Raw genomic sequence first — 25,959 nt, forward strand, 5'->3', positions numbered from 1 at the left:
TAACCGAATCGTCCAACTCATTGATTATCAAGGAGTTTTTCGTTCTGTCTGCGCCAGAAGAGGTGCGAATTATAGAGAGATTAGAGAGGCCGTCAACCCTTAATTTCACTAAATTGTCATATCTTTCTGAAACCCCATAAAACAAAGGGGTGAGCCTGACGGCTCACCCCTCTTCCAAGACGTCTTACAGACTAGGAAAGGCGAACTGCGACGCCTCGTGGCTCGCACGTTGCGGCCAACGCTGGGTAATCGCCTTGCGCCGCGTATAGAAACGCACCCCATCCGGCCCATAGGCATGCAGGTCACCGAACAGTGAACGCTTCCAGCCACCGAAGCTGTGGTAGGCAACCGGCACCGGCAGTGGAACGTTGACCCCGACCATGCCTACTTCAATCTCATCACAGAACAAACGTGCAGCTTCTCCGTCTCGAGTGAAGATGCAGGTGCCATTGCCGTACTCATGATCATTGATCAGTTGCATGGCCTGCTCAAGACTGGCAACTCGCACGATGCACAGCACCGGCCCAAAGATCTCTTCTTTATAGATACGCATCTCTGGGGTCACCTGGTCGAACAGGCAGCCGCCCATAAAGAAGCCATCTTCATTACCGGCAACACTCAAGCCGCGACCATCAACAACCAGTTTGGCGCCCGCTTGCACGCCGTCTTCTATATAGCCGCTGACTTTATCCCGATGCTGACCCGTGACCAGAGGCCCCATGTCCAGCCCGCACGTTGTACCGGCACCGATTTTCAGGGAGGCAATTTGCGGCACCAGTTTGGCGACCAGCGCATCAGCAATCTGATCACCCACACATACGGCCACCGAGATCGCCATGCAGCGCTCGCCGCACGAACCGTAAGCAGCGCCCATTAACGCACTGACCGCGTTATCCAGGTCAGCATCCGGCATCAGCACCGCATGGTTTTTCGCGCCACCCAAGGCCTGCACTCGTTTACCGCGCGCAGCGCCTTCTTTATAGATGTACTCGGCAATCGGCGTTGAACCCACAAAACTCAGCGCTTTGACTTCCGGAGCTTCGATCAGAGCATCCACCGCAGCCTTGTCGCCATGGACGACATTGAGTACGCCTTTAGGAAGACCGGCTTCGTGCAGCAATTGTGCGATCAGCAGCGTGGAGCTTGGATCGCGCTCGGACGGTTTGAGGATGAAACAGTTACCGCAAGCGATCGCCAGCGGGTACATCCACAAAGGCACCATCGCCGGGAAGTTGAACGGGGTAATACCGGCGACGACACCCAAAGGCTGGAAGTCGGACCAGGCATCAATGTTCGGCCCTACGTTACGGCTGTATTCACCCTTGAGAATTTCCGGCGCGGCACAGGCGTATTCGACGTTCTCGATACCACGCTTGAGTTCGCCCGCGGCATCTTCAACCGTTTTGCCGTGCTCTTCGCTGATCAGTTGCGCGATACGACTTTCGTTCTGCTCCAGCAGTTGCTTGAAGCGGAACATCACTTGGGCGCGTTTTGCCGGAGGAGTATTACGCCAGGCGGGAAACGCTGCCTTGGCTGAATCAATCGCTTGCTGAACGATTTCGCGGCTGGCCAACGAAACCTTATGGATAGCCTGACCGGTCGACGGATTGAACACGTCGGCAGTACGGCCGTTATCGCTGACCAGTTGGCCGTCGATCAAGTGTTGAATGGTGCTCATGAAATGACTCCAAAGCAGGCGCGAACGAATCCGCGCCTGTCACCTATATAGAAGGGTTTATCAGTCGATCTGATTCAGCGCTTCGCCAACCGCATCGAACAAACGATCCAGGTCTTGCGGCTTGCTGTTGAAAGTAGGTCCGAACTGCAAGGTGTCGCCGCCAAAACGTACATAGAAACCAGCTTTCCAGAGCTTCATGCCCGCCTCGAATGGGCGAACGATCGCATCGCCATCTCGCGGCGCAATCTGGATAGCGCCAGCCAGGCCGTAGTTACGAATGTCGACGACGTTCTTTGTGCCTTTGATGCCATGCAGTGCGCTTTCGAAATGCGGTGCCACTTCAGCAACCTGCTGCACAAGATTTTCCCGCTGCAGTAAATCAAGCGCTGCGAGACCAGCAGCACACGCAACCGGGTGCGCGGAGTAGGTATAACCATGCGGGAATTCAACGGCGTATTCAGGCGTCGGTTGATTCATGAATGTCTGATAGATCTCACTGCTGGCGATCACGGCCCCCATCGGAATCGCACCGTTGGTGATTTGCTTCGCAATGCACATCAGATCAGGCGTCACACCAAAGCTGTCTGCGCCAAACATTGAGCCGGTGCGACCAAAGCCCGTAATGACTTCGTCGAAGATCAGCAGGATGTTGTGCTGATCGCAGATTTCCCGCAGCCGCTTGAGGTAGCCCTGAGGCGGCACAATCACACCAGCCGAACCGGCCATTGGCTCGACGATGACGGCAGCGATGTTTGAGGCATCGTGCAGCTCGATCAACTTGAGCATTTCATCAGCGAGAGCAATACCGCCCGCCTCCGGCATGCCTTTCGAATAAGCGTTGCTGGCCAGCAAGGTGTGCGGCAGGTGATCCACGTCCATCAACTGGCCAAACATCTTACGGTTGCCGTTCACCCCACCGAGACTGGTGCCCGCAATGTTTACACCGTGATAGCCACGCGCACGGCCGATCATTTTGGTTTTGGTTGCCTGCCCCTTCAAACGCCAGTAGGCGCGCACCATCTTCACGGCGGTGTCGGCACATTCGGAACCTGAGTTTGTGTAGAACACATGATTCAGATTGCCCGGCGTCAACTCGGTGATTTTTTCAGCGAGCTGAAAGGACAGCGGGTGACCAAATTGAAAACCCGGGGAGTAGTCCAGAATGCCCAACTGCCTGGAGACAGCTTCCTGAATCTCCTTGCGTGTATGACCCGCACCACAGGTCCACAGACCAGAAAGCGCATCGTAGATCTTGCGTCCCTTGTCGTCTGTCAGATAGCTGCCATGCGCCGCGACGATCAAGCGCGGATCACGCTGGAAATTGCGATTGGCGGTGTAAGGCATCCAATGAGCATCAAGCTTCAATTGGCTGGCAATAGACATCTCGGACGACTCGAAACTGTTCATCGAAACGGACCTCGCTGGAGCGCTGGGCGGTTGAGTGACTGCAAATACTTGATGCAGCTACGGTGCCACGGGGATAAAGTCGGAAAAACTCAACTTTTACGATCTTCAGTTAGCCGATGACTAAACTATGAGCAGCCGTCGCCCCGATCCACTGGCACAAGTCAGCGATTTTGATATTCGATTGCTGCGCATCTTTCGAAGCGTAGTTGAGTCGGGAGGATTCTCTGCCGCCGAAAGCGCACTCGGCATAGGACGCTCGGCCATCAGCCAGCAAATGAGTGATCTGGAACAACGCCTGGGCTTACGCCTTTGCCAACGCGGACGTGCCGGATTTTCACTGACCGAAGAAGGCCGTGAGGTTTATCAGTCGGCGTTACAACTGCTGAGCGCACTGGAAAGCTTCCGCACAGAGGTCAACGGCCTCCACCAGCATCTGCGTGGTGAGTTGAACATTGGCCTGACTGACAATCTGGTCACCCTCCCCCACATGCGCATCACTCACGCACTGGCTCAGTTGAAAGAGCGCGGGCCTGATGTGCACATCAACATCCGCATGATTGCGCCCAATGAAGTGGAACAAGGCGTACTCGACGGTCGGTTGCACGTGGGTGTCGTTCCTCAAGCCAGTGCATTGTCGGGCCTTGAATATCAGCCGCTGTACAGCGAGCGCTCGCTGCTCTACTGCGCGGTGGGCCACCCGCTTTTCTATATGGAGGATGCTGCGCTGGATGACGGGCGTCTTGCAGAACAGGACGCCATTGCGCCGACCTTCCGACTACCAGCAGAGATTCAGGCCCATTATCAGGCGCTCAATTGCACCGCCAGCGCGTCGGACCGGGAAGGCATGGCGTTTTTGATCCTGACCGGGCGTTACATCGGCTATTTGCCGGATCACTATGCGAGTTTCTGGGTGCAACAGGGTCGACTGCGGGCACTGAAACCGGCATCGCGCTTCTATGATCTAAGCCTGGTGTCGGTAACCCGCAAAGGACGCCGCCCTCATTTGGTGCTCGAGAGCTTTCTGCAGACGCTGGCTGCTACACGGTGAGACATGGCGCCCTGCAAAAACATACCAACCCGTAGGAGCGCGCTTGTCGGCGATGGCGCCAGATCATTAAACGAATTTTGCGCCTGACCACCCAATCGCGGGCAAGCGCGCGCCTACAAACATCGGCCACGTGCTAACCATAGAAAACCTGAGCACTTGGACAGCTTTTTGCACAGTGGTTGTATCAAACGACCCGCGAGAGCACCACATGCAGCCCGACGCCTCACCCAGCAGCGATCTGATCTATGGCCTCGATGATCGGCCCAAGCCACTACCGGCCATACTTGCTGCGCTGCAACACGTGCTCGCCAGTTTCGTCGGCATCATTACACCGCCGTTAATCATCGGTTCCGCACTAGGGCTGGGCGCCTACATGCCTTACCTGATCAGCATGGCACTAATGGTTTCAGGCGTAGGCACTTTCATCCAGGCACGTCGGCCATTCGGAATTGGCGCAGGGATGATCTGTCTGCAAGGCACCAGCTTTGCTTTTCTCGGCGCAGTCTTGTCTGCGGGCTTTCTGGTCAAGCAACGCGGCGGGAGTCCTGAAGACATTCTGGCGATGATTTTCGGGGTCTGCTTTTTCGGTGCGATGGTGCAGATTGTGTTGAGTCGCTTCATTGGCCAACTGCGCAGAGTCATCACGCCGCTCGTGACCGGCATCGTGATCACTCTGATCGGCGTCAGCTTGATCAAAGTAGGGGTGACGGACCTGGGCGGTGGTTTCAACGCTCCAGACTTTGGCGAACCGCTGAACCTGGCGTTGGGCGGTTTTGTGCTGGTCGTTATCATTCTGCTCAACCGGTCAAATACTCCCTGGATACGCCTGTCGGCGATCATCATCGGCCTCGCAGCAGGCAGTCTGGCAGCGTGGTTCAGTGGAAAGCTGATTCCTCATTCCGTTGGCAACCTGCCCCTGATCAGCGTGCCCGTCCCGTTCAGGTTCGGCTTCGCCTTTGACTGGACAGCTTTCCTGCCCGTCGCGCTGATTTATCTGATCAGCACCATCGAAACAGTCGGCGACCTGACCGCCAACTGCATGCTCGCTAAAAAGCCCATAAGCGGCCCCACGTACATTGCCCGGCTTAAAGGTGGCGTATTGGGCGACGGATTCAGTTGCATGATCGCTGCAACCTTCAGTGCCTTCCCCAATACGACTTTCGCGCAAAACAACGGTGTGATTCAGCTCACCGGCGTGGCCAGTCGTTATGTCGGTCTGTACATCGGCGCAGTCCTCTTCATGCTCGGCCTGTTCCCGACCATTGGCGCTTTGCTGCAACAAATCCCAAAACCCGTACTGGGTGGAGCGACTCTGGTCATGTTCGGCAGCGTTGCTGCTGCGGGCGTACGCATTCTGGCTCAGGCACCGCTGGATCGGCGCAGCATGCTGATCATTGCAACGTCTTTTGGCGTTGGTTTGGGCATCGCTTCCCAACCGGCATTGCTGCATCACCTGCCTAAACTGGTACAAAACCTGTTCGACTCGGCAATCACCAGCGGCGGCATCACCGCCATTGTGATGTGCCTGTTATTGCCGGAGGACACGACAAGCGTTGCGGGTACAGAATCTGCAACCGAAGCTGAGCCATCGACACACTAACTACTGATAACGCTGAACACCTGATTGGGTCAGGTGTTCAGTGTTGTATCCCCATGATCTGTCCGGAACGGCCCCATGATCCTTGAAGTCCCTGCGCACAGTAGTCACGGCACCAAGCCCGCCAGTCGCATTCGTCAGAAGAATGAAGAGGCCATTATCAAAGCCGCCGAAGACGAGTTCGCTCGCCACGGCTTCAAAGGCACCAGCATGAATACCATCGCGCTGAACGCCGGGCTGCCCAAGGCCAACCTTCATTACTACTTCACTAACAAACTCGGGCTGTACGTCGCGGTACTCAGCAACATCCTCGAGTTATGGGACAGCACCTTCAACAACCTGACCGTCGAGGACGATCCGGCTCTGGCATTGAGCCGATACATTCGAGCCAAAATGGAGTTCTCGCGTCGTCAGCCTCAGGCATCGCGGATTTTCGCCATGGAGATCATCAGCGGCGGCGAATGCCTCAACCAGTATTTCAGCCAGGATTACCAAGCCTGGTTTCAAGGCCGGGCCTCTGTTTTTCAAGCGTGGATCGATGCGGGCAAAATGGACCCGGTGGATCCGGTGCACCTGATTTTCCTGCTGTGGGGCAGCACGCAGCATTACGCCGACTTCGCTACGCAAATTTGCCAAGTGACCGGACGCACTCGATTGACCAAGCAAGACATGGAAGTTGCGGGCGATAATCTCATTCGCATCATCCTCAAGGGTTGCGGCCTGACGCCTCCAGGCGCTTAACTGGCGACATCTGTTTACAGCTGGAACCCACGCATGCCCTTTACTCTGGTTGGCCCTTGTGAATTTCGCGAAGAGATTCGCAAGAGCCGCTTTATCACTCTCGCCGCGCCCATTTCCAGCGCCGCCGACGCACAAGCGTTTATCGAACAGAACAGCGACCTCAACGCGACGCACAATTGCTGGGCCTGGAAACTGGCCGATCAATACCGCAGCAATGACGATGGCGAACCTGGCGGTACAGCAGGACGACCGATTCTGGCCGCCATCGAAGCCCAGGAATTTGATCAGGTCGTGGTGCTGGTGATTCGCTGGTACGGCGGCATTCAACTGGGTACCGGCGGCCTCGCCCGGGCCTACGGCGGCGGTGCCAATAAATGCCTGCAACAGGCTGAGCGTCTAGCGTTGGTTACTCGGGTGCCATTGAGCCTGTCGTGCAGCTTCAGCGAACTGGCGCTGGTCAAATTGCGGGTCGCCGAATTGAACGGATTGGTGCAGAACGAAGACTTCACGGCTAATGGAGTGGACCTTGCGATCGCGGTTGGCCCCGAGCAGGTCGAAGTGCTGCAGCGGCAGTTGGCGGATTTGAGCCGGGGCCGGATTGTATTGAGTAAAGACGGGGAATGATGTCGCGTTGTGGTGCGCCACATGCAGGCCCATTCGGGAGACTTCTGTTTGCCCGCAATCCAGTAGGACCTGTGGGAGCTGAGCTTGCTCGCGATGAAGCTGGACGCGGTTCACATTGGATCGCGTCCTACCTTATCGCGAGCAAGCTCGGCTCCCACAGATCTGCGCGATGTCGCGGGAGCGCGAACTCGGACTGCACACATTTACTGTGCATCCGGCTGTGGACAAGCTGAGTACATGCCGCCGCAAGCCTTGCCACGCTTAGCTTTCAGCCAATTGATTACTTTTTATACAAAACTGTCACAAACCGAGAAAAGCATCGTTAAAACAGCGCTTTACAATCTCTTATGGTCAGACGCTACTAGCGACTGCCCGCTTATATCGCACTTTTGCGCTTGCACACATTTACTGTGGAGGAACCTGTGGATAACAGGTGCAAGGGTCGCGGTGACGCCGGAGTTGCCTGACTCGACAGCGACTGTATGTTTTTTACTCAGACAGGCTGGTCGAAATTGAATCATTCAATGTCCGAAACGCCCTGATCTGGTGCCGATGCTGGCGATCAGTTGCACCACAGGAGCCACCCTATCGCTCTTGCGGCATCGTCGTTACAAGCAAATCAGCATTTACCCGCAAAAACCTGACTGCCTGGCCAGGAAATTGCTTTATCCACAGGCGATCCTCTTACCTTGAGCCTGTCATGCCAAACCCTGTGACATCTGCACGCCTGCAGCTGCGTGCCATCAGCAAGCGCTATCCCGGCTGCCTGGCCAACGATGCCATTGACCTGAATATCGCCTCCGGAGAAATCCACGCCCTGCTCGGCGAAAACGGCGCAGGCAAAAGCACCTTGATGAAGATCATCTACGGCGTGACGCAGCCCGATTCAGGCGAAATCGTCTGGCAGGGACAGGCTCTGAAAATGCGTAACCCAGCCCAGGCCCGCAGCCTGGGCATTGGCATGGTGTTTCAGCATTTCTCATTATTCGAAACCCTGACCGTAGCTCAGAACATCGCGCTGGCGATGGGCGGCGCGGCCGGTACGCCAAAGCAATTGGAACCCAAAATCCGTGAAGTCTCCCAACGCTATGGCATGGCGGTCGAGCCGCAACGACTTGTCCACAGCCTGTCGATCGGCGAGCGGCAGAAAGTCGAGATCATTCGTTGCCTGATGCAGGACATCCGCCTGTTGATTCTCGATGAGCCTACTTCAGTGCTGACGCCGCAGGAAGCCGACGAACTATTCGTCACCCTGCGCCGCCTGGCCGCTGAAGGCTGCAGCATTCTATTTATCAGTCACAAGCTGGGTGAAGTCCGCGCCTTGTGTCATAGCGCGACGGTATTGCGCGGCGGCAAAGTGTCCGGCCACTGTATTCCGGCACAATGTTCGGATCTGGAGCTGGCGCGGTTGATGGTCGGCGATGCTGAAGGCCTGACCGCGCAGTATCCAAAAGTCGCGGGGCATAAACCGTTCCTGCAGGTGGAAAAACTCTCCTGGCATAACCCCGATCCGTTCGGTTGCTCTCTGGTCAATCTCGATCTTGAAGTGCGCAGCGGCGAAATCGTCGGCATTGCGGGCGTCGCAGGTAATGGTCAGGACGAGCTGCTGGCCCTGCTCAGCGGCGAACAAACAGTAAGCGACTCGCTGTCATCCAGTATTCGCTTTGCAGACTTGAACGTTGGTCATCTACGTCCCGATGCACGGCGTAAAAACGGCCTGGCGTTTGTTCCAGCGGAACGACTCGGGCACGGCGCGGTGCCGGACTTGAGCCTAAGCGATAACGCGCTGCTGACGGCATTTCAGCAAGGACTGGTCAGCAAGGGCCTGGTCCAACGCGGCAAGGTCCGAAGCCTGGCCGATGAAATCATCAAACGCTTCGCAGTGAAAACTCCGGACGCTCAAGCGCCCGCTCGAAGCCTGTCCGGCGGTAACTTGCAGAAATTCATTCTGGGCCGCGAGATCTTGCAGAACCCGAAACTGCTGGTCGCCGCGCATCCAACGTGGGGCGTCGATGTGGGGGCCGCCGCAGCGATTCATCGCGCGTTGATTGCCTTGCGCGATGCGGGCGCAGCGATTCTGGTGATTTCCGAAGATCTCGACGAACTCTTCCAGATCAGCGACCGCCTTGCCGCGCTGAGCAGTGGCAGGCTCTCCCCTCTTGTACCGACCGGGCAGACCTCGCCCGTGCAGGTCGGCGGCTGGATGGCCGGTGAATTCGATGCACCGCCCGGCACTCAACCTCAATTCCAAGCCGCAGCGCTTAATTAACGGAGTTTCCGATGCTGCTTTCTCTGGAACCGCGCGGGCAACAATCGCGGGCCATGCTGTGGTTTTCGCCGCTGCTGGCCGCTGTATTGACCCTGATCTGCGGCTCATTACTGTTTATCGCCCTAGGTCTGGACCCTTTGCTCACTCTGCATACGTTGCTGATTGCACCGGTCAGCGACTGGTATGGCGTATCCGAATTGATGGTCAAGGCGCTGCCCATTCTGCTCTGCGCGCTGGGTTTGGCAGTGGCTTACCAGGCGCGTATCTGGAACATCGGTGCCGAAGGCCAATTGTTGATGGGCGCGCTGGCTGGCAGCGCATTGGCAGTCAATATCATCGACATGGAAAGCCGCTGGGCACTGGTGCTGGTTCTGCTGGTTGGCACACTCGGTGGCGCGGCATGGGCGGGCTTGACCGCCTGGCTGCGCACCCATTTCAATGCCAATGAAATCCTGACAAGCATCATGCTCAACTACATCGCGCTGAACCTGCTGCTGTTCTTCGTGCATGGACCGTTGAAAGACCCTGCCGGGATGAATTTCCCTGAGTCAGCGATGTTTGGTGACGCTAGCCGCTTGCCACTGCTGACCGAGGACGGCCGCGTGCATGCCGGTGTGTACTTCGCCTTGCTGGCTTTGGTCGCAGTCTGGGTTTTGCTGCAACGCAGCTTTGTCGGTTTCCAGATCAAAGTGCTGGGGCTGGATAAACGAGCTGCAGGTTTCGTCGGGTTTCGCGAAAAACGTCTGGTCTGGCTGGCCTTGCTGATAAGCGGCGGCCTCGCAGGATTGGCCGGGGTAAGCGAAGTCGCCGGGCCCATTGGTCAGCTAGTACCGCAAGTGTCGCCGGGTTACGGCTACGCAGCGATCACCGTGGCCTTTCTCGGCCGCCTGAATCCAATCGGGATTCTGTTCGCCAGCTTGCTGATGGCGTTGCTCTATCTGGGCGGCGAAAACGCGCAAATGGCTCTTAACCTGCCGCAAGCCATCACACAGCTGTTTCAAGGCATGATGCTGTTTTTCCTGCTGGCCTGTGATGTGCTGATTCTCTATCGCCCACGCCTGAATGCGCGCTGGGCCAAACGTCAGATGGCACCCGCTGCCACGGGAGCTGTGTGATGGATATCGATCTGCTGAGCAATATTTTCTTCGCCATGGTGCGTTGCGGGACTCCGCTGCTGCTGGTCGCACTGGGCGAATTGATCTGCGAAAAAAGCGGCGTTCTCAATCTTGGGCAAGAAGGCATGATGCTGTTCGGTGCGGTGATCGGTTTCATCATCGCCTTGAGCACCGGCAACCTGTGGCTCGGTGTGCTGCTGGCGATGATGGCGGGCATGCTGCTGTCGGGATTATTCGCGGTGGTGGCGCTGGTCTTCAATGCCAATCAGGTCGCAACAGGTTTGGCGTTGACTATCTTTGGCGTTGGTTTGTCGAGCTTCGTCGGCGCAGCCTGGGTGGGTAAACCGCTGCAAGGTTTCGAGCCAATTCTGATCCCTTACTTGAGCGACATCCCGTTGATCGGCCGCATGCTGTTTGCTCAGGACATTTTGGTGTACCTGTCCTTCGCGCTGTTTGCCCTCGTGGCCTGGACGCTGCTGAAAAGCCGCGTCGGATTGATCATTCAGGCCGTTGGCGAGAACCCGGACGCAGCCAGCGCCATGGGCTTGCCGGTGCTGCGCGTGCGAACTCTAGCAGTGCTGTTCGGTGGCGCCATGGCCGGACTGGCCGGGGCTTACCTGTCTCTGGCGTACACGCCGATGTGGGCCGAAAACATGAGTGCCGGTCGTGGCTGGATCGCCCTGGCGCTGGTGGTGTTCGCCAGTTGGAGAGTGTGGCGCCTGTTGTTGGGTGCGTACCTGTTCGGCCTCGCCAGCATCCTCCATCTGGTGGCGCAAGGTATCGGCCTGGCGATCCCGTCCAACCTGTTGGCGATGCTGCCTTACGTCGCGACCATCGTCGTGTTGGTGCTGCTGTCGCGCAATGCCCTGCGCACGCGTCTTTATGCCCCGGTTTCGCTAGGACAGCCCTGGCAGGCGGGGCATTAACGCAGCGCTGAAAAAAATGATGCTGTAGGAACACAACGAGCACCGCGAGGCCGCGATAGCGTTCGGCCTGAAACACCGCTATCGCCGCCTCGCCGTGCTCGTGGGCTCCTACAGTCGCTGGTTAATCGGGCGAACCGGCCACAGCTGCAACACCGCCCACATCATTTCCATGATCAGGAATCCCGCCAGCAACCACGTTGCTCCCAGCATCAGGGCATAGGCCTGCCACGTCGCGAAGAGCAGTCGACCTGCCGCGTCGTAACGTCCGAACACCATCTGCGGATCGCGAATCCGAAGCACTGACCACACGCAAACAATCGAACCCAGCAAGTTGGCCATCAACATATGCATGGGCTCGAACGGTGGCAGCGTGCCGGGAACATTCCAGGCTTGGCTCACACTGGATAACAGCCCGTGCAAGGCGACAAAACTCCAAGGCGTTACAAAAGCGGCCGTGACGATCAGGTCGTACCAGCCACTGGCACGGACAAGTTGGCGATAGTGTTGCGGTTGCCACATATAAACACTCCAGAGGATTTAACATTCCAACAGGCTAAAGGCTGGAGTACGCTCCAGGGTCAACCCCAAGGAACGGAAACATGCGTATTGGTGAATTGGCTCAAGCCACGTCTGTCAGCCGCGATACTCTGCGGTTCTATGAGCAGCGTGGTCTGATTGCCGCGCAACGCAGCGGTAACGGCTATCGGCACTATCCTGCTGAGATGGTGCAACTGGTGCAGTTCATCAAGACCGCGCAGCGCCTGGGTTTCAGCCTGAACGAAATCGGCCACAGCGTTGCCGAACTCTGGAAGGCTCCAGCGCCAGACCTGGCCATTGCTCAATTACTTCGGGACAAACTCGTGCTGATCGAGACACGCATCGCTGAACTCGGCGAACTGCGCATCGAGTTACAGAATCGTCTGGGCCAGAGCTGCCCGCTGAGCCCCTGATAACTTTTCAAGGAGAAAAATCTTGTCCACTCAAAAAACTGCACTGATCGTCGGCGCCTCTCGTGGCATCGGCCTGGGACTGGTCAAACGGCTGACTGAACAAAACTGGAACGTCACTGCCACCGTTCGCGATCCACAAAAAGCAACTGATCTCAAAGCAATATCCGGCGTCCGTATCGAGACTCTTGATCTGGATGACGTCGCATCTCTGGATGCTCTGAAAAACAAACTGGAGGGGCAAGTCTTCGATGCGCTGGTCATCAATGCCGGGATCATGGGGCCGAGGCCACAAAGTGCCGAGCAGGTCACCACGGCGGAACTGACTCAATTGTTCCTCACTAACGCTATAGCACCTATCCGGCTGGCTGAACGCCTCGTTCAGCAGATCCGGCCCACTACAGGTGTATTGGCTTTCATGAGTTCCAGATTTGGCAGCGTTACCTGTCCGGACGGGGCAGATGCTTCGCTGTACAAGGCGAGCAAAGCGGCCCTCAACTCCCTGACCAACACTTTCGTCCTGCAGTTGCCAGCGCCTCGCCCAACCGTTTTGTCTTTACACCCGGGCTGGGTGAAAACCGATATGGGCGGCGAAGGTGCGGCTATCGACGTTGAAACCAGCACTAGCGGGCTGGTGGAACAGCTCGTGGCCTATGCGGGTAAAGGCGGACATCATTTTGTGGACTACAAGGGCGAAACTATTCCGTGGTGAAATAGCTATCAGAATCGGAATGTCCTCTGTAGCAGCGACCGCCTGGCACCACGCTAACCGGTAGGAGCGAACTTGTTCGCGAGGCGCCAGACCTGAATAAGCGCGTATATCACCCTCGCCAACCAGTTGGCTCCTGCCGGGGTTCACAGGTAGAATCTCGGCCTCGCCGACGCTGCAAAGCCCCGGCGACCCTGGATCAGCAGACAGGGCAACACTGAGCTGGCTAACCTGAACCTGTCTTTCAGAGGAGCCGGCACGATGCCTGCGATCCGTATCTGGTTGAAAAATCCCCTCGCTGTTTTCACGGCCAATGCCCTCGATGCCCGAGGCGGTCTGGTGATTGAAAACGGTGTCATCGTCGAAATGCTCGGCGTGGGTCAGCAACCCGCCAGCCCGTGCGACCAAGTATTCGACGCCCGCGAGCATGTGCTGCTGCCGGGCTTGATCAACACCCATCACCATTTTTATCAAACCCTGACCCGTGCCTGGGCTCCGGTGGTCAACCAGCCTTTGTTTCCGTGGCTGAAGACTTTGTATCCGGTCTGGGCGAGGCTGACTCCCGAAAAGCTCGCGCTGGCCAGCAAAGTCGCACTGGCCGAGCTGCTGCTGTCGGGTTGCACCACAGCGGCGGATCATCACTACCTGTTTCCGGACGGGCTGGAACACGCCATTGATGTTCAGGTTGAAAGCGTCCGCGAACTGGGAATGCGCGCCATGCTCACCCGCGGCTCAATGAGCCTGGGTGAAGACGAAGGAGGTTTGCCGCCGCAACAAACCGTGCAGCAGGGAGAGGTGATTCTTGAAGACAGCCAGCGCCTGATCGAGCGCTATCACCAGCGTGGCGCGGGCGCGCAGATCCAGATCGCACTGGCGCCCTGCTCGCCCTTCTCAGTCACGCCGCAGATCATGCGTGAAAGCGCAGCGCTGGCGGAAAAGCTCGACGTGCGCCTGCACACTCACCTGGCCGAAACCCTCGACGAAGAAGATTTCTGCCTGCAGCGTTTCGGCCTGCGCACGGTGGATTATCTCGACAGCGTTGGCTGGCTGGGGCCGCGGACCTGGCTGGCCCACGGCATTCATTTCAACCCTGACGAAATCGCCCGACTGGGCGCAGCAGGCACCGGTGTTTGTCATTGCCCGAGCTCCAACATGCGCCTGGCTTCCGGCATTTGCCCGACACTGGATCTGATCGCAGCAGGCGCGCCGTTGGGGCTTGGCGTAGACGGCTCGGCCTCCAATGACGCCTCGAACATGATCCTCGAAACGCGGCAGGCGCTGTACCTGCAACGTCTGCGTTATGGCGCAGAAAAAATCACACCCGAGCTGGTGCTTGGCTGGGCAACAAAGGGCTCGGCGCAGTTACTCGGCCGTAGCGACATAGGTGAGCTGGCAGTCGGTAAACAGGCGGACCTGGCACTGTTCAAGCTGGATGAACTGCGCTTTTCCGGGAGCCATGATCCGTTATCGGCGCTGCTGTTGTGCGGCGCTGATCGTGCTGATCGGGTGATGATTGGCGGCCAGTGGAGAGTGATTGATGGTCAGGTCGAAGGGCTCGATCTGAAGGGGTTGATTGCTGATCACAGCCAGGCAGCGCGAGAGTTGATTCGCGGCTGATCAACGCGTTCCTGTTGGAGCGAGGCTTGCCCGCGAATGATACGCCTGGGTTCCACCAGAACGACCGCATCATCGCCCTTCGCGGGCAAGCCTCGCTCCAACATATTCAGCCAGTGGTGCGTTATTTCAAGAAAGCGCTATAACCCCAACAACGACAGCATGATGAACGTCGCGAACAACACAAAGTGGGTCATGCCCTCTATCGCGTTGGTTTCACCATCATTCAGGTTGATTGCGCTCACCAGCAGGGTGATGAAAATCATCACGGTCTGCACCGGGGTCATTGCCATTTGAAACGGTTGGCCGCTGTAAAGTGCCATGGCTTCCATGACGGGTACGGTGAGGATCACGGTCGACAGCGACGCACCCAGCGCGATATTCACCACCGATTGCATCCGGTTTGCCAAAGCAGCGCGCAATGCAGTCAGAATCTCCGGTGCCGCAGAAATGGCCGCCACCAGAATCGCCGTCATGACCGGCGGTGCGCCAGTACCTTCAAGCCCTAGATCAACGGTCTTGGACATGACTTCCGCCAGTGCACCAATCACCACCACGCCCAGCATCAGAATCCCGATCGACAGCGTCAGATTGACCGGTTCGCTCTCGGCTTCAGGTTGATCCTTGCGCTTCTTTTTCTCTGGATAGCTGTAGCTGAAAAAGTAGCTGTGCGGCCCGACCTGCATGCGCAGGAACAAGGTGTAAAGCAGGATCATCGCGCCAATGGTGAACGCCGAATACAGCTTCCAGTCGCCTTCGGGGATGAACTCGGGAACCACCATGGAAACGCCCATCGCGGTGAGAATCATCACGCTGTACGTGCGGGCTGAATCGTCGTTGTAGGACTGTTCGCCGTGCTTGATACCGCCCATCAGGGCAGCCAGACCAAGGATGCCATTGATATCGAGCATCACTGCGGAGTAAATCGTGTCGCGCACCAATGTTGGCGACGGCTCGTTACTCATCATGATCGCCAGGATGACCACTTCGACCAGCACCGCCGAAAGCGTGAGGATCATGGTGCCGTAGGGATCGCCGACTTTCTCTGCAAGCAACTCCGCATGGTGAGCCACGCGCAACGACGCGCAGACGATAAAACCTACCAGCGCAATCCCCGCCGTCAGCGCAACGCCCTGCCCGTTATTGAGGAACGAATGCTCGAACACGTAGGCGACAACTGTCGCGATGATCGCGAGCAGGAGAAATTTTTCTTGCTTGAGTATTGAGCCCATTGACTAGCCTTTAAACCTTCCTGGGTGAAACGTCCGGATAACGTGTTCAAGGCGTTGAGAGTGCCGAGTGTAAGCAAAGGTTTCAAAACTGTTGATAACTTGATTGGAACGCCGCTACCCGTAGGAGCGCGCTTGCCCGCGATCCATTTGATCATTTAGCACCTCACCGCCTGGACTGACGCCATCGCGGGCAAGCGCGCTCCCACCCGTTCAGGAAAGGCGCACCAGTTGGCGGCAACACGTGCCTTTCTTGCACCGTCCAGCATCGCTTTGCGCTACTAAAAGCAGCTACAACCCCAGCCCTGTCATTAACTGTCCAGTTGGTCAGTTTTTTGCATTGTTCGAGCAACCCGCTTAGACGGCCGTGCCAACAAGACCACTAGGAGCTAGACCCGATGCACTCCACCACTCACCCGCGTCGCCCCCTGAAAAAATTGCTGTGCGCCATGGCCGCGGTCGTTGGCCTGGGTTCCAGCCTGCTGGCATCAGCGGCAGACCCGCTGAAAGTCGGCTTCGTCTATATCGGCCCGATCGGCGATCACGGCTGGACGTATCAGCATGAACAGGGCCGCAAGGCTATGGTTGAAGCTCTGGGCGACAAGGTCACCACCAGTTATGTCGAAAACGTGCCGGAAGGTGCGGACGCTGAGCGCGTGATCCGCAACATGGCCAAAGGTGGCTACGATCTGGTCTTCACCACCTCGTTTGGTTACATGAACCCGACGTTGAAAGTCGCCAAGCAGTTCCCGAAAGTGACTTTCGAGCACGCGACCGGCTACAAGCAAGACAAGAACATGGGTACCTATCTGGCGCGCACCTATGAAGGTCGCTACGTCGGCGGGTTTCTTGCGGCAAAAATGACCAAGACCAAAAAGATCGGTTACGTAGCCTCGTTCCCGATTCCTGAAGTACTGCGTGACATCGACGCCATTCAGCTGGCATTGAACAAATACAACCCGGGCACCGAGATCAAAGTCGTGTGGGTCAACTCCTGGTTCGATCCGGGCAAAGAAGCTGACGCCGCCAACGCACTGATCGACCAGGGCGTGGACGTCATGTTCCAGCACACCGACAGCCCGGCGCCGATCCAGACGGCTGAGCGTCGTGGCGTCTACGCCGTGGGTTACGCCTCGGACATGGCTCACTTCGGCCCGAAAGCGGTGCTGACCTCCATCGTCAACAACTGGGGACCGCATTACATTCAGGCCACAGAAGGCGTGATCAACGGCACCTGGAAATCTCAGGATTACTGGGGCGGCCTGAAAGAAGGCACGGTTGAGTTGCCGATCAGCGATATCGTCCCGGCGGACGTCAAGGCAGAAGCCGAGAAGATCATTGCCGACATCAAAAGTGGCGCGTTCCACCCGTTCACCGGCCCGATCAAGGATCAGACCGGCGCAGTAAAAATCCCGGAAGGCAAGGTTGCGACCAATGCAGAACTGGCCTCGATGAACTATTACGTTGAGGGCATCAAGGCGGAATTGCCGAAGTAATCAAGACGAGCAACCGCAAACTTGTGGAAGCCATTGCCTGTAGGAGCTGCCTTCGGCAGCTCCTACAGGGATCTTCGGCGGTTGCAAATAAATAATCACGTCAAATCAGAGACAATCCACCGTGAACCAGCTCCCCATCATCGACATCGCCCCGCTCTACAGCGATGACCAAATCGCATGGCAAGACATTGCCCGGCAAATCGACCAGGCCTGTCGGGAGTGGGGTTTTTTCTATATCAAAGGCCACCCGATCAGCGCTGAGCGGATTGAACAAGTGGTCGGTACGGCGCAACAATTCTTCGCCCTGCCCCAGGCAGAAAAGCTCAAGATCGACATCACTCAAAGCCGTCACCACCGCGGCTATGGTGCTATTGCGACCGAACAGCTCGACCCGAATATACCGAGCGATCTCAAAGAGACCTTCGACATGGGCTTTCATCTGCCCGCCGATCACCCTGAGGTCGTCGCTGGAAAACCATTACGCGGCCCCAACCGGCATCCCGACATGCCGGGCTGGGAAGCCTTGATGGAACAGCACTATCTGGATATGCAGGCACTCGCGCAGAAGTTGCTTCAGGCGATCACTGTCGCGCTGGGCATCGAGCGTGACTTCTTCGACAAGCGCTTTGTCGCCCCCGTGAGCGTGCTGCGCTTTATCCATTACCCGCCGCGCCATACCGCCACCAGCGCCGAACAACAAGGCGCGGGCGCACACACAGACTATGGCTGCATCACCCTTCTGCATCAGGACTCTGCGGGCGGACTGCAAGTGCGAGATGTGCGCGGCCAGTGGATCGACGCGCCGCCGATTGACGGCACGTTTGTGGTCAACATCGGCGACATGATGGCGCGCTGGAGTAACGACCGATATGTGTCCACGCCCCATCGGGTGGTCAGTCCACTGGGCGTTGATCGCTATTCGATGCCGTTTTTTGTCGAGCCCAACCCGGACACTGAAATTGAATGCTTGCCCGGCTGCAAGAGCGAAACCGAGCCAGCACGCTACCCTGTTACTACTTGCTCGGCATTTTTGCTGTCGCGTTTCGCCGAGACCTATGCCTATCGACGGGAGCAAGAGGCCGGGTAAATTTGAACCGCTTGGTCAGGTTTTGCCCATCCCGAAGCACGACTCTGTAGAATGCCGGGCATCTGCACCTGATGAGAAAAGCACATGTACGACTGGTTGAACGCCCTGCCCAAGGCAGAACTGCACCTGCACCTTGAGGGCTCTCTCGAGCCCGAGTTGCTCTTTGCACTCGCCGAACGCAACAAGATCGCGCTGCCGTGGAATGACGTCGAAGCCCTGCGCGGCGCTTACGCCTTCAACAACCTGCAGGAATTCCTCGACCTCTATTACCAGGGCGCAGATGTACTGCGTACCGAGCAGGATTTCTACGACCTGACCTGGGCGTATCTGGAGCGCTGCAAGGCCCAGAACGTGATTCACACCGAACCGTTCTTCGATCCGCAAACCCATACTGACCGGGGTATCCCTTTCGAAGTGGTACTGAACGGCATCACGGGAGCCCTGAAAGACGGTCAATCAAAGCTAGGGATCGGCAGCGGTCTGATTCTCAGCTTCCTGCGCCACTTGAGCGAAGAAGAAGCAGAAAAAACCCTGGACCAGGCGCTGCCGTTTCGCGATGCGTTCGTCGCCGTGGGGTTGGACAGCTCGGAGATGGGCCATCCACCGAGCAAGTTCAGACGCGTCTTCGACCGTGCTCGTCATGAAGGCTTCCTGACCGTGGCCCACGCTGGTGAAGAAGGCCCGCCCGAATACATATGGGAAGCACTGGACCTGCTGAAAATCCAGCGTATCGACCATGGTGTGCGCGCCATCGAAGACGAGCGCCTTATGCAGCGCATCATCGACGAGCAGATTCCGCTGACGGTCTGCCCGCTATCGAACACCAAGCTCTGCGTCTTCGATGACATGGCAAAACACAACATCCTCGACATGCTTGAGCGTGGCGTGAAGGTCACGGTGAATTCCGATGATCCCGCTTATTTCGGCGGCTACGTCACCGAGAACTTCCATGCGCTGTATACCCATCTGGGCATGACCGAGGATCAGGCGAAACGTCTTGCACAAAACAGCCTGGACGCACGACTGATCAAGCCTTGAGCTGACTCCTTATCAGGCGGCAGCCGCGATCTTGTCGATCTCGCGCTGCCCGCTGGACGAAACTTGCAAGGTGCTGGACTCCTCTGTAATGCGCAGCCAGCCCATCTGAATAAAAAGCTGCAACAAACCTGCGCCTAACGCACCGCCCAAATGCGGCGTGACCTCGCTCCTGTCAGCACAGGCACAAACAGTCTCGCGCTGACGCAAAGCAAGTGCCGGCACGTAAATCCCCCTCTCTGCAAACCTCGCCACCCCCACGCTGGTAACTTCGACACGATGTTCCTGTTGTTCGATCCACCCCGCTCCCAGCAACCGTTGATACAACTCGGCAGCCATATCACCGCCAAGGTGATCACTGCAAATACGCGCCTCACGCAAAGGCATGGAAGGCAAAGGTTGCGCAACATTACGGTTGATCTGGGCTGCACTCGCGGCAGAGGCACATGCAAGCGCTTGAAGTGCCGTCGCCACCTGCGGACCCGCCAGACGGAAAAAACGCTTGCGGCCCCGCACTTCCTGCTTCAATAAACCACCAGCAGCCAGTCGCGCCAAATGCGCCCCGGCAGATGATGTCGTCAAGCCCGCAAGCAGGGCCAGCTCATTGGCGGATCGCGCACTACCGTCCATCAAGGCCCAGATCATTGCACTACGCTTCGGGTCAGCCAGCAATGTTGCAACGTGGCTGATGCAAGGTGCATATTCCATATGTTCACTCCCTGTTGAAACATCGTCTATCGCGATGACATGGTGGCAGTAATACAGTTGTAACCAAGAAGCAAGACCGCCATAGTCGAGGCCGTAATGAGCCAGTGAAGTAGAACGCCTCAGGTAACTGACGACCTTTAACCTGGAAAGGCCTCAGGACACCCACGGCATTGATGACTGCGTTGGTACGGCTTATCAACTTATGCGCAGATCTAATGTGGAGCTCGTAAACAAGGCAACGGCCCGATGATAGACCGGGGCTTACATAACTATGGTCCAACCAACTCCGGACGATCAGTATAAGCCTTGGAACCTTTCACCCGATCAGGCAAACAGAGCATTGCATCAAGAGCATCCGGAGTTTCCTGATCAACCTTGCCCAATCTTTCACGCGAGGAGCATTCCTGAAAATATCACATGGGCGCCCATCGAACCCCGGCTACAAAGGCCCACATACCCTCGAACAGAAAATCCGCCATATCGTGCACGGCATTTTCCTACAACATGGACAACTAGAAACGCTCAATAAAATAAGACAAATAGTAGAGCCCATGTTCGCAGCTAACTGCCATCAATCATATTTACACTCGTCACTTTCCGAAAAGTCCGTAGGATAAATCTACAATCCATGTAGCATCTAGCCAGCAACACTGAAGGAAGATAAACAGAAACTCACCTCAGCACTATTTATAGTGCACACAGACAATCAATCTGCATTCATTTGGCAATGAATACAGTGAAAGCGACCGACCGGGATTTGGTTGATATAACCGGGTTGGCTCCCGCACATGCGCGGGAGCATCAATCAGGCCTGAGTTACTGACGCATCACGCTTTTGCTGCAAGCGACGGGTCAGCACAGACATAGTGACCGCCAGCCCGCCACATAGACTGATGACCAGAGCCATGGGGACGGCAGTGCCATCGTGCAACACACCGACCAACGCCGCTGCACCGGCAGCAACACTGAATTGCAGACACCCCAGCATCGCCGATGCACTCCCGGCACGCGCCCACTGGCCGTTCATCGCACAAGCCGATGCGTTGGGGATGATGCAGCCCAGGCTGGCAATGCAAATGAACAATGGCGCCAGCAACGGCCAAAGCTGCTCGGTACGCAAACCGGTAATGGCCAGCAACGTCAAAGCCGCAGCCAGATAAATCCAGACCGTACGCGACAGCAGGAACGCCGGACCTTTCTTGCCTACCAGCCTTGCATTGAGCTGGGCAATCAGTATGAAGCCGGCAGCGTTGGTGCCGAACAGCCAGCCATAATGCTCAGCAGGCACGCCATACAGTTTGATGAATACGAACGGCGAACCCGCGATATAGGAAAACATGCCTGCCATGGCGATGCCGCCCGTCAATGCATGCCCGAGGAAAATCCGGTCCCCCAGCAAACTGCGGTACTGCTTGAAAGCACCTGCCAGTGGCTGACGCGGATGGCTGGCCGGCATGCTTTCAGGCAACCCGAGCGCCACCGCCAACGATGCCAGTGCACTGAAGGCTGTAAGGCTGATAAAGATGGATTGCCAGCCATATAGATTGACCAATAACCCACCGAGCATTGGCGCAAGAATCGGCGCCAGCCCCATCACCAGCATCAATTGCGAGAAGACCTTGGCAGACTGCACCGCATCACATTTATCGCTGACAATTGCCCGGGAAATCACCATGCCCGCACAACCGCCCAGCGCCTGAACAAAGCGCGCGCCAATCAGCCACTCAAGATTCGGCGCGAAGGCGCAAGCCAGCGAAGCCAAAGTGAACAGGGTCACGCCAAACAGCAGTGGAATCCGCCGACCGAAGCGGTCAGCCACAGGCCCGTAAGCCAACTGGCCGATGGAGAGGCCCAGAAAGTAAGACGCCAGGGTCAGTTGAACGTGTTTCTCGTCAGTGCCAAACGCCAAAGCGATGGCCGGGAAACCTGGCAAGTAGAAATCGATGGCCAATGGGCCGAAGGCGCTGAGCGCGCCGAGAATCAGGATGGTGCGAAGGTTCATGAGGCGTCCAGACAGTACTCTTGCAGCCCGACAGTTTAACCGGGCCTGTGCGGGCTGAGTGTCAGGAGAAGGTAATTACTTCAAAAAGTTTCACGGCCGCGCCTCGTAGGAGATTTCACACTGTGGGAGATGCTTGCTCGCGTTAAGGCTGGATGCAGTTCACTTTATATCGCGTCCAGCCTTATCGCGTGCAAGCAGCGCTCCCACAGATCGAGTTCTAACCCACTCACGTATGGGCGATTTGCGCCTGATACCCCTCCTCGGAAATCAAGCCGATCACCTGCTCGCCGGTCAGGTCGCTTTCTACAATGACTTCGCCAGTCGGCAGATCGACTTGCACCAGCGCGCTGGGGTCCTGGTCCTTGATGGCAGTGGTCACCGCTTTGACACAGTGGCCGCAAGTCATGCCTTGAACGTTGAATCGTTGCATGGTGCTACTCCTTCAAACGGGGCTGTAGGTGACGATAACGCCATGTTTCACCTTCCCATCGTGGCAAGGTCAAGTTTCTCGTTTGTCTGCCGGGCTGGTATTCGGCGCAAGGCTCGGCCAAGCTGCATCATCACCGTCTACATCAGGAGTATCAGCGATGCGCTGGTCAGCATTGAGCCTCTTCGGCATTCTCGGCCTGTTCGCTGCTTCCCCGGCAGTTCAGGCTGATCAGGATTATGGCGTTCTGATCATTTCTCGCGAGCGACTGGAAGTCGCGACATCCTGCGAGATCGGCATCTATATTCAGGACCAGCTCGCGGGCCGCTTGTTCCAGGAACAATCTGTGTCCTTCAACCTTCCCGCGGGCAATGTCGCCATTCGCCTGCGTGTGCTGCCAGGTGCGGTATTCGGTTGCGACCCCGGCATGGAGGCCCAGAGCAACACCAACATCAAGATTCAAGCCGGCGATATTCTCAAATACCGAATCGCCAGCAGCCTGAATGGCATGTATCTCAAACGCGCCGATCTGAATTATTGATCTGGACTTGACCTTGTCCTCGTGGAAAGGTTGATCCTTGCAGGCAACTGCCTTCAGGGAGAATGAACATGCTCAATCCGCTCAACTTCGATCTGCCGATTTCCGGCATGACCTGCGCCAGTTGCGCAGGTCGGGTCGAGCGTGCGCTGAACAAAGTGCCAGGGGTGAAGACCGTCAGTGTCAACCTTGCCAATGAACAGGCGCACATCGAGACGGACGGCGGGCCGGACACTGCCACCCTCATCGCAGCAGTCGAAAAAGCCGGATATACCGCTACTGCGCATCAAGACCCGATTGCGAAAGCCGACCAGCAGCTTCGCACACTGACCCGAGAGCGCTGGGCGCTGATTCTGGCAATCCTGTTAGCGGTCCCGTTGATTCTGCCCATGCTGCTCCAGCCCTTCGGGATTCACTGGATGTTGCCCGCCTGGGCGCAATTCGCACTGGCCACCCCGGTCCAGTTCATTTTTGGCGCACGATTTTATGTAGCGGCCTGGAAAGCCGTGCGCGTCGGGGCAGGCAACATGGATCTGCTGGTAGCACTAGGCACCAGTGCCGGATACGGCTTGAGCGTTTATGAGTGGGTCACTGCCGCCCCCGGCGAAATGCCGCATTTGTACTTTGAAGCGTCGGCGGTAGTGATTGCTTTGGTGCTACTGGGCAAATACCTGGAAAGCCGTGCCAAACGTCAGACCGCCAGCGCCATTCGCGCGCTGGAAGCCTTGCGACCTGATCGCGCCCTGCGAGTCATTGACGGCCATGAACACGACGTCGCCATCAGCGCTCTGAATCTGGGCGACCTGGTGCTGGTCAAACCGGGCGAACGCGTCCCTGTAGACGGTGAAGTGATCGAAGGCCAAAGCCACGCCGATGAAGCCCTGATCAGCGGCGAAAGCCTGCCGGTACCCAAACAGGTCGGCGACAAGGTCACCGGCGGCGCAATCAATGGCGAGGGGCGCCTGCTGGTCCGAACCACAGCGCTAGGCACCGAAACGGTTCTGGCACGCATTATTCGACTGGTTGAAGACGCTCAGGCAGGCAAGGCTCCCATTCAGAAACTGGTGGATCGGGTCAGCCAGGTGTTCGTCCCGACCGTTCTGGTCATCGCCTTTTTTACGTTTGCCGGATGGCTGGTGGCGGGCGCTCCGATGGAAAGTGCGCTGATCAACGCCGTTGCGGTATTGGTCATCGCCTGCCCCTGCGCGCTGGGACTGGCAACGCCAACGGCAATCATGGCCGGAACCGGCGTCGCGGCGCGCTACGGTATTTTGATCAAGGATGCAGAGGCACTGGAGCGTGCCCATGAAGTCACAACCGTGGTGTTCGACAAGACCGGTACGCTGACTTCCGGCACTCCGCAAATCGCCCACTTCTGCGCCAAAGGCGGCAATGAAGAACAGGTACTGGAATGGGCGGGCGCGCTGCAACGCGGCAGTGAGCATCCGTTGGCCAAGGCGGTGCTGGACGCCTGCCGGGATTGGCACCTGCATCCGGCCAGCATTGAAAACAGTCGGGCCCTGCCTGGCGTCGGAATTGCAGGGACGCTGGACGGCCGCGATCTGGCTTTGGGCAATCGTCGAATGCTTGAACAAAGCGGTTTGCACATGGACGAACTGGCCGATGCCGCCCGTGCCTGGGAAGCCGAAGGCCGGACCTTGTCATGGTTGATCGAGCAAAGCCCGAACCCCGCGGTGCTGGGCCTGTTCGCCTTTGGTGACACACTCAAGCCCGGAGCACGGCAAGCCGTTGAACAGTTGGCCGCACGTAACATCAGTAGCCATTTGCTGACCGGTGATAACCACGGCAGCGCCAGAGTGGTCGCTGAAGCACTGGGTATTCGTGACGTTCATTCCGAAGTGCTGCCTGCCGACAAAGCCGCAACAGTGGCGGATCTGAAGCGATTTGGCGTCGTGGCGATGGTCGGTGATGGCATCAACGATGCGCCCGCGCTAGCTGCCGCCGATATCGGCATTGCCATGGGCGGTGGCACTGACGTCGCCATGCATGCGGCAGGGATTACGCTGATGCGCGGCGACCCGGCCTTGATTCCGGCAGCGCTGGAGATCAGCCGCAAAACCTACGCAAAAATCCGCCAGAACCTGTTCTGGGCCTTCGTCTATAACCTGATCGGAATTCCGTTGGCGGCCTTCGGTTTCCTCAATCCGGTATTGGCCGGCGCGGCAATGGCACTGTCCAGCGTCAGCGTGGTGAGCAACGCCTTGCTGCTTAAAACGTGGAAGCCTGAAGATCCGGGTGCAAAGTCATGAACATTGGGCAAGCAGCGAAACAGAGCGGCCTGAGTGCCAAGATGATCCGTTACTACGAAGCCACCGGTCTACTGCAGGCGGCGCATCGCAGTGACAGTGGTTATCGCCTGTATGGCAAGGACGATCTGCACACACTTGCGTTCATCAAGCGCTCGCGGGATCTGGGGTTTTCTCTGGAGGAAGTGGGCAAATTGCTGACGCTTTGGCAAGACCGGCAACGCGCCAGCGCCGACGTCAAAGCACTGGCCCGCGAGCATATCGCTGATCTGAACCAGAAGATCGAGGAAATGGTGAGCTTGCGCGACACCCTGCAGGAACTGGTCGAGCACTGCCACGGCGATGACCGCCCGGACTGTCCGATTCTCAAGGACCTGGCTTCGGGTGGGTGTTGTGGGTAGGTGACCTCGCAGGTGACACCCACACCTTGTGGGAGCCGAGCTTGCTCGCGATAAGGCTGGACGCGATCTAAGTCAACCGAGTCCAGCCTTATCG

The 25,959-nt window shown here is 57.4% G+C and carries 23 protein-coding genes; 16 read left to right on the forward strand and 7 right to left on the reverse strand.

Annotated features, from left to right (window positions below; genetic code table 11):
• Positions 1–184: 184 nt before the first annotated feature.
• Both KDX30_RS26860 and KDX30_RS26865 read right to left on the reverse strand, forming a co-directional pair.
• Positions 185–1,678, reverse strand: coding sequence for a CoA-acylating methylmalonate-semialdehyde dehydrogenase (locus KDX30_RS26860; protein ID WP_122707119.1), 1,494 nt, complete (start codon positions 1,676–1,678; stop codon positions 185–187).
• Positions 1,679–1,738: 60 nt separating this feature from the next.
• Entirely contained in the window at positions 1,739–3,085 is a 1,347-nt protein-coding gene (locus KDX30_RS26865) for an aspartate aminotransferase family protein (RefSeq protein ID WP_122707117.1), read from the reverse strand.
• A gap of 127 nt (positions 3,086–3,212) precedes the next feature.
• Between KDX30_RS26865 and KDX30_RS26870 the strand changes: the two genes are divergently transcribed.
• The 7 genes from KDX30_RS26870 to KDX30_RS26900 all read left to right on the forward strand — a co-directional run bounded on the left by KDX30_RS26870 (position 3,213) and on the right by KDX30_RS26900 (position 11,405).
• Positions 3,213–4,133: a LysR family transcriptional regulator gene (locus tag KDX30_RS26870; protein WP_099269476.1), complete on the forward strand. Its 921-nt coding sequence runs from the start codon at positions 3,213–3,215 to the stop codon at positions 4,131–4,133.
• A gap of 208 nt (positions 4,134–4,341) precedes the next feature.
• The gene (locus tag KDX30_RS26875; RefSeq protein ID WP_231677978.1) at positions 4,342–5,733 is read left to right on the forward strand and encodes a uracil-xanthine permease family protein; all 1,392 of its coding nucleotides are present in this window, start codon (positions 4,342–4,344) and stop codon (positions 5,731–5,733) included.
• A 75-nt stretch (positions 5,734–5,808) separates the two neighbouring features.
• Complete coding sequence (locus KDX30_RS26880; RefSeq protein ID WP_027901271.1) at positions 5,809–6,471, forward strand: TetR/AcrR family transcriptional regulator; 663 nt, start codon at positions 5,809–5,811, stop codon at positions 6,469–6,471.
• 33 nt (positions 6,472–6,504) lie between these two features.
• Positions 6,505–7,095 (forward strand): IMPACT family protein, encoded by a 591-nt coding sequence (locus tag KDX30_RS26885; RefSeq protein ID WP_027901272.1) that lies wholly within the window; start codon positions 6,505–6,507, stop codon positions 7,093–7,095.
• A 700-nt stretch (positions 7,096–7,795) separates the two neighbouring features.
• Positions 7,796–9,364, forward strand: coding sequence for an ABC transporter ATP-binding protein (locus KDX30_RS26890; RefSeq protein WP_231677979.1), 1,569 nt, complete (start codon positions 7,796–7,798; stop codon positions 9,362–9,364).
• A gap of 11 nt (positions 9,365–9,375) precedes the next feature.
• Positions 9,376–10,479, forward strand: coding sequence for an ABC transporter permease (locus KDX30_RS26895; protein WP_027901274.1), 1,104 nt, complete (start codon positions 9,376–9,378; stop codon positions 10,477–10,479).
• Positions 10,479–11,405, forward strand: coding sequence for an ABC transporter permease (locus KDX30_RS26900; RefSeq protein WP_099269472.1), 927 nt, complete (start codon positions 10,479–10,481; stop codon positions 11,403–11,405). The genes KDX30_RS26895 and KDX30_RS26900 overlap by 1 nt, the downstream gene beginning before the upstream one ends.
• Before the next feature lie 108 nt (positions 11,406–11,513).
• Here KDX30_RS26900 and KDX30_RS26905 read toward each other — a convergent pair whose 3' ends face one another.
• Positions 11,514–11,924 carry a hypothetical protein gene (locus KDX30_RS26905; RefSeq protein ID WP_231677980.1) on the reverse strand — a complete coding sequence of 137 codons (411 nt, stop codon included), beginning with the start codon at positions 11,922–11,924 and terminating at the stop codon, positions 11,514–11,516.
• 80 nt (positions 11,925–12,004) lie between these two features.
• Here KDX30_RS26905 and KDX30_RS26910 point away from each other — a divergent pair, with 80 nt between their 5' ends.
• From KDX30_RS26910 to KDX30_RS26920, 3 genes are all read left to right on the forward strand, one after another.
• The gene (locus tag KDX30_RS26910; protein ID WP_231677981.1) at positions 12,005–12,355 is read left to right on the forward strand and encodes a MerR family transcriptional regulator; all 351 of its coding nucleotides are present in this window, start codon (positions 12,005–12,007) and stop codon (positions 12,353–12,355) included.
• A 19-nt stretch (positions 12,356–12,374) separates the two neighbouring features.
• The gene (locus KDX30_RS26915; RefSeq protein ID WP_122707113.1) at positions 12,375–13,064 is read left to right on the forward strand and encodes an SDR family oxidoreductase; all 690 of its coding nucleotides are present in this window, start codon (positions 12,375–12,377) and stop codon (positions 13,062–13,064) included.
• Positions 13,065–13,322: 258 nt separating this feature from the next.
• Positions 13,323–14,678: an 8-oxoguanine deaminase gene (locus KDX30_RS26920; RefSeq protein ID WP_231677982.1), complete on the forward strand. Its 1,356-nt coding sequence runs from the start codon at positions 13,323–13,325 to the stop codon at positions 14,676–14,678.
• 137 nt (positions 14,679–14,815) lie between these two features.
• Here KDX30_RS26920 and KDX30_RS26925 read toward each other — a convergent pair whose 3' ends face one another.
• Positions 14,816–15,907: a calcium:proton antiporter gene (locus KDX30_RS26925; RefSeq protein ID WP_027898103.1), complete on the reverse strand. Its 1,092-nt coding sequence runs from the start codon at positions 15,905–15,907 to the stop codon at positions 14,816–14,818.
• A 395-nt stretch (positions 15,908–16,302) separates the two neighbouring features.
• On the opposite strand from KDX30_RS26925, the gene KDX30_RS26930 reads away from it, so the two are divergent.
• The 3 genes from KDX30_RS26930 (at position 16,303) to KDX30_RS26940 (ending at position 19,525) form a co-directional block, all read left to right on the forward strand.
• Positions 16,303–17,400, forward strand: a complete 1,098-nt coding sequence (locus KDX30_RS26930) for a BMP family ABC transporter substrate-binding protein (RefSeq protein WP_027898104.1) — start codon at positions 16,303–16,305, stop codon at positions 17,398–17,400.
• Positions 17,401–17,521: 121 nt separating this feature from the next.
• Positions 17,522–18,487, forward strand: coding sequence for a 2-oxoglutarate and iron-dependent oxygenase domain-containing protein (locus KDX30_RS26935; protein ID WP_231677983.1), 966 nt, complete (start codon positions 17,522–17,524; stop codon positions 18,485–18,487).
• Between the two features lie 84 nt (positions 18,488–18,571).
• Complete coding sequence (locus KDX30_RS26940) at positions 18,572–19,525, forward strand: adenosine deaminase (RefSeq protein ID WP_231677984.1); 954 nt, start codon at positions 18,572–18,574, stop codon at positions 19,523–19,525.
• Between the two features lie 12 nt (positions 19,526–19,537).
• Here the strand turns inward: KDX30_RS26940 and KDX30_RS26945 are convergent, their stop codons facing one another.
• The 3 genes from KDX30_RS26945 to KDX30_RS26955 form a co-directional block, all read right to left on the reverse strand.
• Positions 19,538–20,230, reverse strand: coding sequence for an ArsR/SmtB family transcription factor (locus KDX30_RS26945; protein WP_027898604.1), 693 nt, complete (start codon positions 20,228–20,230; stop codon positions 19,538–19,540).
• A gap of 805 nt (positions 20,231–21,035) precedes the next feature.
• Positions 21,036–22,232 (reverse strand): multidrug effflux MFS transporter, encoded by a 1,197-nt coding sequence (locus KDX30_RS26950; protein ID WP_231677985.1) that lies wholly within the window; start codon positions 22,230–22,232, stop codon positions 21,036–21,038.
• A gap of 226 nt (positions 22,233–22,458) precedes the next feature.
• Entirely contained in the window at positions 22,459–22,662 is a 204-nt protein-coding gene (locus KDX30_RS26955; RefSeq protein ID WP_099269465.1) for a heavy-metal-associated domain-containing protein, read from the reverse strand.
• A gap of 157 nt (positions 22,663–22,819) precedes the next feature.
• Here KDX30_RS26955 and KDX30_RS26960 point away from each other — a divergent pair, with 157 nt between their 5' ends.
• The 3 genes from KDX30_RS26960 to cueR all read left to right on the forward strand — a co-directional run bounded on the left by KDX30_RS26960 (position 22,820) and on the right by cueR (position 25,865).
• Positions 22,820–23,200, forward strand: a complete 381-nt coding sequence (locus KDX30_RS26960) for a hypothetical protein (RefSeq protein ID WP_027898601.1) — start codon at positions 22,820–22,822, stop codon at positions 23,198–23,200.
• Positions 23,201–23,268: 68 nt separating this feature from the next.
• Positions 23,269–25,467, forward strand: a complete 2,199-nt coding sequence (locus KDX30_RS26965) for a heavy metal translocating P-type ATPase (protein WP_231677986.1) — start codon at positions 23,269–23,271, stop codon at positions 25,465–25,467.
• The gene (cueR, locus tag KDX30_RS26970; protein WP_027898599.1) at positions 25,464–25,865 is read left to right on the forward strand and encodes a Cu(I)-responsive transcriptional regulator; all 402 of its coding nucleotides are present in this window, start codon (positions 25,464–25,466) and stop codon (positions 25,863–25,865) included. Before KDX30_RS26965 ends, cueR begins: the two co-directional genes overlap by 4 nt.
• The last annotated feature ends 94 nt before the right edge of the window (positions 25,866–25,959 follow it).

The organism is Pseudomonas quasicaspiana, from assembly GCF_021147825.1.
In the GTDB taxonomy this organism is placed as follows: domain Bacteria; phylum Pseudomonadota; class Gammaproteobacteria; order Pseudomonadales; family Pseudomonadaceae; genus Aquipseudomonas; species Aquipseudomonas quasicaspiana.